This window comes from Chryseobacterium daeguense DSM 19388, assembly GCF_000430825.1.
Lineage (GTDB): Bacteria > Bacteroidota > Bacteroidia > Flavobacteriales > Weeksellaceae > Chryseobacterium > Chryseobacterium daeguense.
Genome location: NZ_AUMT01000002.1, coordinates 338,139 through 350,848, shown reverse-complemented (window position 1 = coordinate 350,848; position 12,710 = coordinate 338,139). Strand labels below are relative to the sequence as shown.

Sequence of the window (12,710 nt, the reverse complement as noted above, 5' to 3'; positions counted from 1 at the left end):
TCGTTATAAATATACATTTTTAACAAATAACAACCAAAACAAACATCAAATTCGAAACAATTATATTTATTTTTTAACTAAAATAATATAAAATTCAAATTATGATACCACATTTTAAAATTAATATTTTTAGACTATAGTCAAAAATCGATCACCTCAAAATGCCAGCTTAAGGTATCAATTACTGTTATCTGATTTATAGTTAATGGTAAATCCGTCATAATTTTCAAAGCCTGATTGGCCATCATGCATCCCATAATTCCCGGCAAAGCACCTAAGACACCCAGACTGTCGCAATCCGGAAGATTTTCATCAAATGGCGGTTCCGGGAAAATATCCCTCAAGTTTTTACTCCCTTTATAATTAAAAACAGCAACCTGCCCTGAAAACCCCAAAATACTTCCATAAACTAAGGGTTTTTCCAACTTTACACAAACGTCATTAACTAAATACCGTGTTTTAAAATTATCAGAACCGTCAATAATTATATCAAATTGGGCAAGAATTTCTTCCGCGTTGGATTCATTAATTTTATTTTCAATTCCTATGAAATTAACCTGATAATTAAGGTTTTTTACAAATTGCTCTGCACTTTTTACTTTAGAAAATCCTATAGAATTCTCATTATGAATGATTTGTCGGTTTAAATTATGCAATTCCACCTCATCAAAATCCGCAACACCCAAAGTTCCAACTCCCGCCGCCGCCAAATACTGAATCACAGGACTTCCCAATCCGCCAGCTCCAATCACAAGAACTTTTGAACTCATTATTTTTCTTTGACCTTCCAAACCGATTTCTTCAATAAAAATCTGCCGGCTGTATCTGGCAAACCTGTCTTCGTTTTTCATTATACTATTTTAAGTTTCAACCATTAAGATTTTATTAAGGAGTTAAGAAAAATTAAGTATTCGCAAGCGAATAAAATAAGCTTGGATGCTAAAAAAATATTTTTAAATATTTCCTTAATTAAAACTTAACTCCTTAATAAAATCTTAATGGTTCAAAATTCTCTTTAAATTCCACTATACACAGCGTCCCAATCTTTCATTATCGGATCGTAACCTGCTTTTTTAATGATACTTTTGATCTCATCCATACTTCTTTCATCACTTGTTTCAAATTGTTCCAAGGACTCTTTATCCACCGCATAACCACCCGGATTGGTTTTTGAAGCCGCGCTCATCGCTGTTGCTCCCAGTGAAATGATATTATCTCTGAATTTTTCATTTTCCCTTGTTGAAATGGAAATTTCTAAATCCTCATTCCAGATTCGGTACGCACAGATTAATTGAAGCAAATCTTTGTCGGACATAATAAAATTTGGCTCAATAATTCCCTCTGCAGGCCGAAGACGTGGAAATGAAACAGAAAACTTACTTTTCCAATATTGTCTTTGAAGATAATCGATGTGCAGCGCATTGAAAAAACTGTCAACCCGCCAATCTTCCAAACCGAGCAAAACACCCAATCCCATTTTATGAATTCCGGCTTTTCCAATCCTGTCGGGTGTTTCCAGACGAAAATTGAAATTTGACTTTTTCCCTTTCGGATGATATTCTTTATAAACTTCCTGATGATAGGTTTCCTGATAGACCAAAACAGCATTGACACCCGCTTCATGCAGCTGTCGATATTCCTTCTCAGACAAAGGCTGAACTTCAATTGAAATATTTGCAAAATGAGATTTCAACAACCGAACAGCATTCAAAAAATAGTCAATTCCCACCGTCTTATTCGCTTCTCCGCTTACCAGCAGCACATGATTGACACCCATTGATTTTAAAACTGTTGCTTCAATCATCAATTCCGTATCAGAAAGTGTTTTTCTTTTAATGGAATTATCCAAACTGAAACCGCAGTAAGTACAGATATTCTGACATTCATTGCTCAGATACAACGGCGCGTATAATTGAATGGTTTTCCCGAATCGTTTTTGAGTAAGCTGCTGTGTCATTCTTGCCATTACCTCCAATTTCTGAGCAGCAACAGGCGAAAGAAAATTCAGGAAATCTTCTATTGTTTTATTCTTTTTTTGAAGGCTTTTTTCAACATCGGATAACGTCACTTTTTCAAGTTGGGTTTTCACTTCATCCCATTTATATTTTTCAAAAAAATCTTTAAAACACTTCATATTATTACGTTTTTAATCAAACAAAAAAGAAGTCAGCGGACTTGATGCTTCCGCATGATTTGAAACAGCTCCCAAACCTGCTTCAAAAGCTCTTCTTCCAGCAATTACGCCCTCTTTAAAAGCTAATGCAATATTCACAGGATTTCTCGCAACAGCAATGGCTGTATTCACTAAAACTGCATCAGCCCCCATCTCCATTGCTTTTGCTGCATCGGAAGGCGCACCAATTCCTGCATCTACAACAACAGGAACATTACTTTGGGCTATAATTATTTCTAAAAAGTCCAAAGTTCTAAGACCTTTATTCGTTCCGATGGGCGCTCCTAAAGGCATTACAACTGCTGTTCCCGCATCTTCCAGTCGTTTACATAAAACAGGATCCGCATGGATGTAAGGCATAACGATAAATCCTAGTTTCGCTAATTCTTCGGTTGCATATAGTGTTTCAATAGGGTCTGGCAATAAATATTTCGGGTCGGGATGAATTTCCAGTTTCACCCAGTTAGTTTCCAACGCCTCTCTTGCCAATTGTGCTGCCAAAACTGCTTCTTTCGCTGTTCTTGCGCCTGAAGTGTTCGGCAAAAGGTGAGATTTTGTTGGTTTTAATGCATTTAAAATATCATCATCTGAAGATTGAGAATCAATTCTTTTTAGCGCCATTGTTACCAATTCGCTTTCTGAAGCGATGATGGAATCGGTCATTTCTGAAAGATTTCCGAATTTCCCTGTTCCTAAAAACAATCTCGATTCGAAAGTTCTGCCGGCTATTATTAATGGTTGATTTTTCATTGTAAAACATTTTTAAATTGATTAATAACAAAAGGCTGATTCGTGATTTGCCCCGAAACCGCCACTCCGTAAATTCCTATTTGTTGTAGTAATTCAATGTCACTTAGAACTACTCCTCCGATGGCAAATATTTTTGGAATTTCCAATGATTTTTTTTTTAAATACTGAATGATCTTTTCATATCCTTCAAAACCTAAAATCGGACTTAACTGTTCTTTGGTTGATGTAAATCTCAATGGTCCCAAACCAATATAATCACAAGGTTCATTCATCCTTTGAAGAACATCTGAAATGGTGTTTGCTGTTCCTCCGATGATTTTGCTGTCGCCTAAAACATATCTCGCGATTTCTATCGAAGTATCTTTTAATCCTAAATGAACGCCGTCTGCATCAATCTCTTTTGCAATTTGAACATGATCGTTGATGATACAAACCACCTTATTATCCGAGCATAATTTTTTTGAGATTTCACAAAGCTTGATGAATTCACTTTCCGGCGCATTTTTCCAGCGAACCTGAATCCATTTTATTCCTTCATCTAAAGCTTTTCGAATATTCAGTTCTTGGTCCTCTATGGTGAAACCTTGAGATATATACTGTAATTTTTCCATTTTTAAATTTTTATTTTAACGCAAAGCGCGCAAAGATTTTTTTAACTACTAATTGTTTTTAAGCTCGCGAAGGCGTTGACACTTAACAAAGACCACGAATTTCAAAATCACAATTTTTAAGAATGAAATCCTAATAAAGTCGAATTGCTTGTTAAAAATTTTTCGATGTACAATTTTCCTTTTCTACAGGCATTTTCCAAATTTTCTCCTTTGGCTAAATGACTTGCAATGGCGGAAGAAAGCACACAACCAGAACCATGTTTTGGATAAAAAACCGGAGTTTCATCAATTGGATAAATTGAAATTTTTTTTCCATTCTCTATTAAAATATCTGTTCCTATTTGATCTTCACGATGACCGCCTTTTATTAAAACTGAACATCGGTTTTCGAGATTCTTAAAAAGATAATTTTCTTTTAAAACTTTATATTCATTGTAATTTGGTGTTATTAAATCAATTTGTTGTAAAATATTTTCCAACTCAGAGATTGTGTTCAAATCAAAAAAAGAAAATTCGGAAGTGCTCTTCAAAACGGGATCCCAAACAATTTTCACTTCAGAATTAATAGATTTAATTTTTTCTACAATTTGAGTTAAAAATTGAGCATCTTTTACTACTCCAATTTTCACTGCTTCAACATGATAATTTTTCATTAAAACATCAATTGCAGATAAAATTTCTTCCAAAGACTGCCAATTCAGACTTAAACATTGAAATTCCGTTTGTAAAGTCATTGCCGTACAAACTCCCAATCCCTGAACTTTCAATTGTTCAAATGTTTTGATATCCGCCAACAAACCCGCTCCGCCACTTGGATCGTAGCCTGCAATGCTCATCACGAAAGGACGTTCTGTCTGCATTTTTTGAAAACATTTAATGGTTCATCACTCTCCCAAATTGCGCCTAACAAAGCCACTCCGTCAACATCTTTATCAAAAACTTCGCTGATATTTTTTTCATTGATTCCTCCCAAAGCAATCAGCTTTACATTTGAATGAGTTCGTTTTTTAATATCATTTAAAATCATTGAGTTTTCTCCGTATCCCTTTTTCGAAATACTTTGAAAAATCGGACTGATAAAAGCATATTCCCAATTTTCACTCAATTCATTATAGGTTTCAATATCATGAACAGAAGTTGAAATCGTTTTATATGTAAAAGATTTATGCAAATTATTCTGCCTGTCAATTTCTCTGAAATGAAATCTGGAAATATTAAAATTTTTCGCCAAATGATAATGACTATGTAAAACCAATTGATGATGAAATCTTGAATCTATCTTTTGGATAAAATCCGTCATTTCCTCTGAATTGATGAAATATTTTCTAATGTGAAGCAAATCCAATCCTTCCTGAAATAATTCGTTGATTATTTCAGCTTCATTTTGAATTCGTTCTTCGGGAGTGATTACGATGATCATATATAAATTTCTTTCCCTTTTTCGATGAATTCCTGAGATTTGTCGAACATTCCTTTTTCTGCGGATTCACGGATTTCTTGTGTAATTTTCATCGAACAGAATTTTGGTCCGCACATCGAACAGAAATGCGCAATCTTCGCTCCGTCCGCAGGAAGTGTTTCATCATGATAAGACCTTGCCGTATCCGGATCCAATGAAAGATTGAACTGATCTTCCCAACGGAATTCGAATCTTGCTTTACTAAGGGCGTTGTCTCTGTACTGCGCTCCGGGATGTCCTTTTGCTAAATCTGCCGCATGAGCAGCCAGTTTGTAGGTAATAACTCCAACTTTTACATCTTCTTTATTCGGAAGTCCTAAATGTTCTTTGGGAGTTACATAACAAAGCATCGCACAACCAAACCAGCCAATCATAGCCGCCCCAATTCCGGAAGTGATGTGGTCATAACCCGGCGCAATATCCGTCGTCAACGGACCTAAAGTGTAAAACGGTGCTTCATCACATACTTCCAATTGCTTCTCCATATTTTCTTTGATCATGTGCATCGGAACGTGACCGGGACCTTCAATCATCACCTGAACGTTGTGCTTCCAGGCTATTTTTGTCAATTCCCCTAACGTTTCCAGTTCTGCGAATTGTGCTTCATCATTGGCATCAGCAATCGAACCCGGACGAAGGCCGTCTCCCAAAGAAAAGGCAACGTCATATTTTTTCATGATCTCGCAGATTTCTTCGAAATGGGTGTACAAAAAGTTTTCTTTATGATGAAAAAGGCACCATTTTGCCATAATAGAACCACCTCTGGAAACAATTCCTGTCACACGTTTTGCTGTCAAATGAATATATCTCAACAAAACTCCGGCGTGAATCGTGAAGTAAGAAACGCCCTGTTCTGCCTGTTCGATTAAGGTGTCTTTAAAAATTTCCCAAGTCAAATCTTCTGCAACACCTTTTACTTTTTCTAATGCCTGATAAATCGGGACGGTACCAATCGGAACCGGGCTGTTTCTGATGATCCATTCCCTGGTTTCGTGGATATTTTTTCCTGTTGAAAGATCCATGATCGTATCAGCTCCCCAACGACAAGCCCAGACTGCTTTTTCAACTTCCTCTTCAATGCTTGATGAAACGGCACTGTTTCCGATGTTGGCATTAATTTTAACCAAAAAATTTCGGCCGATAATCATCGGTTCGCTTTCGGGGTGATTGATGTTATTGGGAATGATTGCTCTTCCGGCTGCAATTTCGTCTCTTACAAATTCGGAAGTGATTTTGCTTTTTGGAGTTTTTGCGCCAAAGCTGTTTCCCGAATGTTGAAAAGCCAGATCTTTTGAAACAGAATCCAATTGTTCGATCTTTTGGTTTTCTCTGATCGCGATATATTCCATTTCGGGAGTGATGATGCCCTGTCTCGCGTAGTACAACTGGGTAACTTCATGACCTTCTTTAGCCACTTTCGGTTTGTGATTGTAAGAAAAACGCAATTCATCAAGCTTTGAATCGGCTAGGCGGGCTTTTCCATAGTCAGAAGTAATTCCGTCAAGAACTTCTACATCATTTCTATCCAAAATCCATTGTTCTCTGATTCTTGGGAGTCCTTTTTCAATGTCAATTTCAGAATTTTCATCAGTATAAGGTCCTGATGTATCGTAAATTGTGACAGGAGGATTTTCTTCAATTTTTCCGCTGGAGAGTTTTGTCGGACTTAAATGTATTTCGCGCATCGCTACACTGATGGGGTGAATTTTCCCTTCAACATAGATTTTTTTTGAGTTCGGAAACGGCGAACGTGTGATGTTGTGAGTCATAAAAATATTTTTTTACCCGCCCTGAGTGGCAGTGATTATTAAAACTGAATCTTTATCGTTGAGAAATGTTTCCGCCCAGAATAACTGCGGAATAATGCGATTGTTGAGCGCTACGGCAATACCTTTTTTCTTTTCAGGCAGTTCCATAGCGATGAGAGCTTCCAGATTTTCGGGAAGTACTTCAAAAGTTTTTTTTGTGTGATTGATTGTGAGCTCCATTCCTAAATTTTTAAAACACTTTAGGAATGCCCGTCATTGTACAATAGAATGTACAGCAAAAGCCATCTCACTTTTCCCTACGCTAGTATGATCTAGAAATCAGGTTCAAAGGGTAAAATCTCAGCCCGTTTTCAACGGACACCCCTAAAGTTTGTGACGAAGTTAGACATTTTTTGGGAATGGGCAAAATTTTTTGATGGAGATGGAAGCAGGAGGATGGAAGAAGGAGGTTCTAATATGCAAATATTTTAATTTATTTAAATAAAAAATGGAAGCCGAATCACTTCCAGCTTCCATCTTCTAACATCCTTTCTTATTTATTATTCTTCACAAGCTCTCCATATCGCATCATTTTGCGGAACGGAAGCCGTAATTTCAATATCTTCTTTAGTGACAGGATGAATAAACTTCAATTTTCTGGCATGAAGATTAATTCCACCATCGGGATTGGAGCGTGGTGCACCATACTTTAAATCACCTTTAATAGGAACTCCGGCTTTGGATAACTGAGCTCTGATCTGGTGGTGCCTTCCTGTTTCAAGATCAATTTCCAGCAAAAGATAATTATCTAATGTCTTGATAACATTATATGTAAGAATCGCCTCCTTTGCTCCGTCTGTAGCTTTTGGGAAAACGATGGCTTTATTATTTTTTTCATTTTTCTTCAAATAATGAACGAGCCTTTGAGTCTGGGGAATCATTTCTTTGGCAACAACCGCCCAGTATGTTTTTTCAATTTCACGGTTTTTAACCATCTGGGTCAGCCGGGTAAGCGCTTTTGATGTTTTGGCAAAAATCACCAAACCAGAAGTGGGCCTGTCAATACGATGAACCAAACCCAGAAAAACATTTCCGGGTTTGTTATCTCTTTTTTTGATGAAATTTTTGATGGAATCTAATAGTGATTCATCGCCGGTTTTATCGCCCTGTACAAGCTGTCCGACTTTTTTATTAATCACCAAAAGATGGTTGTCTTCATATACTATCTGCTCCTCCATGATCTACTGACGGTAAGTGGGTCTGTTTGTAAATGAAAGAATGATACCCCCCAAAAGGCCGATCGTTTTTATTCCTGATATTTTCCATTCTAAAGGAAATAATGCTCCCACAATACACAATGCCGCAGCACCGTACATGGCATACATTAAATTTTTATTGGTTAAAAATGGAGCCTGTAAAAAAAAGCTGATCCCGATCAATACATAAAAAACTTTTCTTGAAAGCAAAAGATTGATTTCCGGAGAGAAGAAATTAAACCATCCTGCTGCAAGACAAAGCAATGCAACGATTGATAAAATTCCCTGAGTAGATTGTTGGTTTTTCATTAATGAGTATAAGAATATTAATAACTTTCGTTTTCGTTAGGGAAATCCTGGCCTTTCACATCTTTCACATATTGAGCAACTGCTCCGGTGATTTCTGTGTAAAGATCAAGATATCTTCTTAAAAATTTCGGACTGAATCCTTTATTCATACCCACCATATCGTGATACACCAAAACCTGTCCGTCACAATGAGGCCCTGCTCCGATCCCGATGGTTGGTATTGAGATTGATTCTGTCACCTTTTTAGCTAAATCTGCCGGAATTTTTTCCAAAACAACAGAAAAACATCCCAACTCTTCCAAAAGCTGGGCATCAGCAATTAGTTTTTCAGCTTCAGCTTCTTCTTTTGCTCTTACTTTATACGTTCCGAATTTATAAATCGACTGTGGTGTCAATCCCAGATGCCCCATCACAGGAATTCCTGCATTGATTATTTTCTTGATGGATTTTGAGATTTCTTTTCCCCCTTCAATCTTTACAGCGTGTGCGCCGCCTTCTTTCATCATCCTTACAGCAGACTCCAAAGCTTTTTCCGGATTACTCTGATACGTTCCGAAAGGTAAATCGGCAACCACCAAGGCTCTGTCCGTACCTCTTACCACACTTTGGGAATGATAAATCATCTGGTCTAAAGTAATCGGCAGCGTTGTTTCAAAACCAGCCATTACATTTGCAGCAGAATCTCCGATCAAAACTGCATCAATTCCTCCCGCATCCACCATTTTTGCAGTGGTAAAATCGTAAGCCGTAAGCATGGTTATTTTTTCCTTGTCGAATTTCATTTTACGCAAGGTTTCAGTCGTAACTTTTTTAATTTCAGAGTGAACAGACATAATTATCTATTTTAAAAGTTAAAAAGTCGGCGCTGGGCCGACTTAAAATTGTATGATTTTATAAAACTACGTGTCCTAGTTTCATTAATTTGTCGTGGTTGAGAATTTTTATATTTCTACCGTCTACTTCTATGAGATTATCCCCTTTAAATTCGGAAATAAGACGGATAGCACTTTCTGTAGCTGTCCCGATAATGTTGGCGATTTCTTCTCTGGTTAAAGAGATTTTAATAAAGCCTTCAGGATCTACACCCAGTTTTTGCTCAAGAAGCAATAGGATTTCTGCCAGTCTTTCTCTTACCGTTTTCTGAGCAAGGAAGGTAATGGTATTGGAAGATTCTCCCAATTCGTAGGAAATTTTCTGAAGCATCACAAAAGATAGCTGAGGATCCACTTCCAAAAGATGCATAAATACTTCTGACGGTAAAAAAGTAGCTTCAATGTCTGTCATAGCCTCCGCCTTTGCCTGGAAATTTTCCCCGCAAAGTAAAGAACGATATCCGATAATGTCCCCTTCTTTGATAAATCTAAGAATTTGATCTTTTCCGAAAGCACCTGATTTTGAAAGCTTAGCTGCACCTTTTTCTATCACGTAAACTCCTTTCGGAATTTCACCATCCTCGAAGATGGTATCATGCTTCTGAAAGCTTAGCTTTTTTTTTGCGTTGATATACTTCTCAAAATCTGCACTAGAAAGTCTTTCCTTGAATGATTTATCATTAAAAACTCTGGCGAACCTCTCTTCAATGGCAATCTGTTGTTCTTGCGACATTTTATATGACATTTATCACAAAAATAGAACTTTTTAACTCGATAAACAAAAAAAATTGTTATAATTTTGTAGTTCAATAATTTATGGAGGTGAGCGAGAACTGTTTTCATTGTGGTCAAGGTATAGAAAAGGAAAGAATTTTATTTGATGAAAAGACTTTCTGCTGCAACGGTTGCAAATCTGTTTACGAGATTCTGAATACCAATAACTTAACTAATTTTTACGAGCTTAATAAAAGAGCAGGAATCCGGCCTGATGACAGCTCTTCACAATTCGAATATCTTGATACTCCTGAAATATTTGAAAAAGTAACCGATTTCTCCGAAGGAAACACAAGCTTAATCACATTCAAAATTCCTGTAATTCACTGTTCATCATGTATCTGGCTATTAGAAAGCCTTCATACTTTAAATAAAGATATTAAATATTCCCAGGTTAACTTTACGAGGAAAACCTTACAAGTCTCATTCAATCATAACGATTTAAAATTAAGCGAATTAGCTAATTTTTTAACGAATTTGGGATACAAACCTGTTATCAGCCTTGAAACTGCTGATAAAAATGTTGAAAATCTGGACAAGTCTCTGCTGGTAAAATTTGCCATTGCGGCTTTTGCCTTTGGAAACGGAATGTTTTTGGCCTTTCCGGAATATATTGGCGGAGAAGATTACTGGATGGAGCACTATAAAGGGCTTTTCAGGGCTTTGATGTGTCTTCTGGCTATTCCTGTTGTTGTTTATTCGGCTTCGGATTATTACAAATCTGCTTGGTACGGTTTAAAAAATGGTATTGTCAATATAGACGTACCTATTGTTCTGGGAATCATCGTTCTTTTTGGACGAAGCCTGTACGAAGTGGCAACAGATTACGGCCCGGGATATTTTGATACGTTATGCGGACTTTTATTCTTCATGCTTTTAGGTAAAATCTTTCAAAAAAGAACCTACAGCGCGCTTTCTTATGACAGAGATTACAAATCTTTCTATCCGATTGCCGTAACGAAGGTTGATTTTGAAGGAAAACAGCAAAATATCCTGCTTTCAGAAATAAAAATAGGTGACAGAATTCTGGTAAGAAATCAGGAAATCATACCGGTAGATGCGATTTTGATTAACGGAGAAGGAAATATTGACAACGGATTTATTACCGGAGAAAGCGCCACGATCAGCAAACAGCCGGGAGATAAAATTTTTGCAGGAGGAAAACAAATAGGATCTTCCCTAGAGCTTGAAGTCATTAAAAATGTGGATCAGAGTTATCTTACACAGCTTTGGAACAAAGAAGCATTCAAAAAGCATGAAACGGGTCTTGACACACTTACAAATACCATCAGTAAATATTTCACATTCATTATTTTAGGTATTGCTTTAATTTCCGGAATTTATTGGGCTACAGTGGATCTGGAGAAAATGTTCCAGGTGATTTCTGCCATTTTAATTATCGCATGTCCATGCGCGCTCGCATTATCTGCGCCGTTCACTTTCGGGCACATAATGAGGATTTTAGGACGGAATAAATTTTATGTAAAAGATACTTTAACGATAGAAAAAATCGCGAAGCTTGATACGATTGTTTTTGATAAAACAGGAACGATTACACACAGGAAAAAATCAAACATAAAATATGAAGGCTCTGAGATCAAAGAATTTGATTTACTGAATATTAAAACCTTATTAAAGAACTCCAACCACCCGCTTTCCAAATCTTTATATGAATTCATCGAGGTTAATGACGACTATTTTCCGGTAGAGAACTTTCAGGAAATTTCCGGAAAAGGTTATGAAGCAAGCATACGGGGAAATGTGTATAAAATAGGCTCCGCAAAGTACAACGACCAGGAATCCAAAAATCTGGAAACAGCCGTTTACATCAGCAAAAATGATGAATTCTTAGGAAAGTTCATTTTTAAAAATGAATACCGCGAAAACCTTAAACAATTGTTTAAAAAACTTACAAATTATAAAGTTTTCATATTAAGCGGGGATAATTCTTCGGAGGAAAATCAATTGAAGGAACTTATCCCGAATTATCAGGGAATGGCCTTCAACCAAAGCCCGGAAGATAAGCTGAATTACATCAAAAATCTTCAGGACCAGAAAATGAAAGTGGCGATGCTTGGAGACGGCCTGAACGATGCCGGAGCTTTAAAACAAAGCAATGTGGGGATTGCAATTGCCGATGACACCAACAGTTTCACACCTTCTTCCGATGTTATTATGAACGGAGAAAAAGTAGTTACTCTGGATAAATATCTGAATGTCTGCAAAGGCTCGATTACGATTGTGAAAATGACATTTATAATCAGTTTTCTTTACAATGTTGTAGGTTTAAGTTACGCAGTTACAGGACACATGCATCCGCTTTTCGCCGCAGTCATTATGCCGGCAAGTTCTATCACGGTGGTTTCGTTCACTACACTTTCGACCTGGATACTGGGAAGAAAATATTTCAAAAAACAGGCGTAAAAGCCCTTATTTAGACTGATTTTAAATTAGCTAAAACCCGTATTTCGTGATGAAAGTCATTATTTTTCACTAAATTTGAACCCCGAAAATAGGTTAATTTTGTTGTCTGATGGATATTCTATATTTAATGATCCTTTGCAGCGTTTCTTTGGCTGCTGTTTTCCTGGTCGTGTTTATAGTGTATGCCAGAAAAGGACAGTTTGAGGATGATGAATCTCCGGCTGTACGAATTCTCTTCGACTCTGATGAAATCAAGGAAAAAGAGAAAGATGGCAACAAAGAAGAAGATCATGAGAAAGGAGAAAATAATAAAATTGAAGAAAAAAGTGAATAG

14 protein-coding genes and 1 riboswitch are annotated in these 12,710 nt (G+C 36.8%); of the genes, 2 read left to right on the top strand and 12 right to left on the bottom strand.

Features of this window, described 5'->3' with window-relative positions; translation table 11 throughout:
• Nucleotides 1-140: 140 nt before the first annotated feature.
• From H560_RS0104115 to H560_RS0104060, 12 genes are all read right to left on the bottom strand, one after another.
• Complete coding sequence (locus tag H560_RS0104115; protein WP_027378865.1) at nucleotides 141-851, bottom strand: HesA/MoeB/ThiF family protein; 711 nt, start codon at nucleotides 849-851, stop codon at nucleotides 141-143.
• Nucleotides 852-1,015: 164 nt separating this feature from the next.
• Nucleotides 1,016-2,134, bottom strand: coding sequence for a 2-iminoacetate synthase ThiH (gene thiH, locus H560_RS0104110; RefSeq protein WP_027378864.1), 1,119 nt, complete (start codon nucleotides 2,132-2,134; stop codon nucleotides 1,016-1,018).
• Between the two features lie 12 nt (nucleotides 2,135-2,146).
• Nucleotides 2,147-2,923 (bottom strand): thiazole synthase, encoded by a 777-nt coding sequence (locus tag H560_RS0104105; RefSeq protein ID WP_027378863.1) that lies wholly within the window; start codon nucleotides 2,921-2,923, stop codon nucleotides 2,147-2,149.
• The gene (locus H560_RS0104100; RefSeq protein WP_027378862.1) at nucleotides 2,920-3,534 is read right to left on the bottom strand and encodes a thiamine phosphate synthase; all 615 of its coding nucleotides are present in this window, start codon (nucleotides 3,532-3,534) and stop codon (nucleotides 2,920-2,922) included. The genes H560_RS0104105 and H560_RS0104100 overlap by 4 nt, the downstream gene beginning before the upstream one ends.
• A gap of 116 nt (nucleotides 3,535-3,650) precedes the next feature.
• A complete protein-coding gene (locus H560_RS0104095) occupies nucleotides 3,651-4,370 on the bottom strand; it encodes a hydroxymethylpyrimidine/phosphomethylpyrimidine kinase (protein ID WP_051289134.1) in 720 nt (239 codons plus the stop codon).
• Nucleotides 4,370-4,954 carry a thiamine phosphate synthase gene (locus H560_RS0104090; RefSeq protein ID WP_027378860.1) on the bottom strand — a complete coding sequence of 195 codons (585 nt, stop codon included), beginning with the start codon at nucleotides 4,952-4,954 and terminating at the stop codon, nucleotides 4,370-4,372. The genes H560_RS0104095 and H560_RS0104090 overlap by 1 nt, the downstream gene beginning before the upstream one ends.
• A complete protein-coding gene (gene thiC / locus H560_RS0104085) occupies nucleotides 4,951-6,762 on the bottom strand; it encodes a phosphomethylpyrimidine synthase ThiC (protein WP_027378859.1) in 1,812 nt (603 codons plus the stop codon). The genes H560_RS0104090 and thiC overlap by 4 nt, the downstream gene beginning before the upstream one ends.
• Before the next feature lie 12 nt (nucleotides 6,763-6,774).
• Nucleotides 6,775-6,981 carry a sulfur carrier protein ThiS gene (gene thiS / locus H560_RS0104080; protein ID WP_027378858.1) on the bottom strand — a complete coding sequence of 69 codons (207 nt, stop codon included), beginning with the start codon at nucleotides 6,979-6,981 and terminating at the stop codon, nucleotides 6,775-6,777.
• A 57-nt stretch (nucleotides 6,982-7,038) separates the two neighbouring features.
• Nucleotides 7,039-7,137, bottom strand: a riboswitch (TPP riboswitch).
• Nucleotides 7,138-7,301: 164 nt separating this feature from the next.
• Nucleotides 7,302-7,982 carry an RluA family pseudouridine synthase gene (locus H560_RS0104075; protein ID WP_027378857.1) on the bottom strand — a complete coding sequence of 227 codons (681 nt, stop codon included), beginning with the start codon at nucleotides 7,980-7,982 and terminating at the stop codon, nucleotides 7,302-7,304.
• Entirely contained in the window at nucleotides 7,983-8,306 is a 324-nt protein-coding gene (locus H560_RS0104070; RefSeq protein WP_027378856.1) for a hypothetical protein, read from the bottom strand.
• Nucleotides 8,307-8,323: 17 nt separating this feature from the next.
• Nucleotides 8,324-9,139: a 3-methyl-2-oxobutanoate hydroxymethyltransferase gene (panB, locus tag H560_RS0104065; protein WP_027378855.1), complete on the bottom strand. Its 816-nt coding sequence runs from the start codon at nucleotides 9,137-9,139 to the stop codon at nucleotides 8,324-8,326.
• 58 nt (nucleotides 9,140-9,197) lie between these two features.
• Nucleotides 9,198-9,911, bottom strand: a complete 714-nt coding sequence (locus tag H560_RS0104060) for a Crp/Fnr family transcriptional regulator (RefSeq protein ID WP_027378854.1) — start codon at nucleotides 9,909-9,911, stop codon at nucleotides 9,198-9,200.
• A gap of 89 nt (nucleotides 9,912-10,000) precedes the next feature.
• On the opposite strand from H560_RS0104060, the gene H560_RS0104055 reads away from it, so the two are divergent.
• A complete protein-coding gene (locus tag H560_RS0104055; RefSeq protein ID WP_027378853.1) occupies nucleotides 10,001-12,376 on the top strand; it encodes a heavy metal translocating P-type ATPase in 2,376 nt (791 codons plus the stop codon).
• A gap of 109 nt (nucleotides 12,377-12,485) precedes the next feature.
• The gene (ccoS, locus tag H560_RS0104050) at nucleotides 12,486-12,710 is read left to right on the top strand and encodes a cbb3-type cytochrome oxidase assembly protein CcoS (protein WP_027378852.1); all 225 of its coding nucleotides are present in this window, start codon (nucleotides 12,486-12,488) and stop codon (nucleotides 12,708-12,710) included.

Excerpts from the sequence above, each read along its gene's own strand:
- H560_RS0104070 (WP_027378856.1), bottom strand. The coding sequence starts at position 8,306 with ATGAAAAACCAACAATCTACTCAGGGAATTTTATCAATCGTTGCATTG.
- H560_RS0104115 (WP_027378865.1), bottom strand. The coding sequence starts at position 851 with ATGAAAAACGAAGACAGGTTTGCCAGATACAGCCGGCAGATTTTTATT.
- H560_RS0104060 (WP_027378854.1), bottom strand. The coding sequence starts at position 9,911 with ATGTCGCAAGAACAACAGATTGCCATTGAAGAGAGGTTCGCCAGAGTT.
- thiH (WP_027378864.1), bottom strand. The coding sequence starts at position 2,134 with ATGAAGTGTTTTAAAGATTTTTTTGAAAAATATAAATGGGATGAAGTG.
- ccoS (WP_027378852.1), top strand. The coding sequence starts at position 12,486 with ATGGATATTCTATATTTAATGATCCTTTGCAGCGTTTCTTTGGCTGCT.
- H560_RS0104100 (WP_027378862.1), bottom strand. The coding sequence starts at position 3,534 with ATGGAAAAATTACAGTATATATCTCAAGGTTTCACCATAGAGGACCAA.
- panB (WP_027378855.1), bottom strand. The coding sequence starts at position 9,139 with ATGTCTGTTCACTCTGAAATTAAAAAAGTTACGACTGAAACCTTGCGT.
- thiC (WP_027378859.1), bottom strand. The coding sequence starts at position 6,762 with ATGACTCACAACATCACACGTTCGCCGTTTCCGAACTCAAAAAAAATC.
- H560_RS0104090 (WP_027378860.1), bottom strand. The coding sequence starts at position 4,954 with ATGATCATCGTAATCACTCCCGAAGAACGAATTCAAAATGAAGCTGAA.
- H560_RS0104095 (WP_051289134.1), bottom strand. The coding sequence starts at position 4,370 with ATGAGCATTGCAGGCTACGATCCAAGTGGCGGAGCGGGTTTGTTGGCG.
- H560_RS0104105 (WP_027378863.1), bottom strand. The coding sequence starts at position 2,923 with ATGAAAAATCAACCATTAATAATAGCCGGCAGAACTTTCGAATCGAGA.
- thiS (WP_027378858.1), bottom strand. The coding sequence starts at position 6,981 with ATGGAGCTCACAATCAATCACACAAAAAAAACTTTTGAAGTACTTCCC.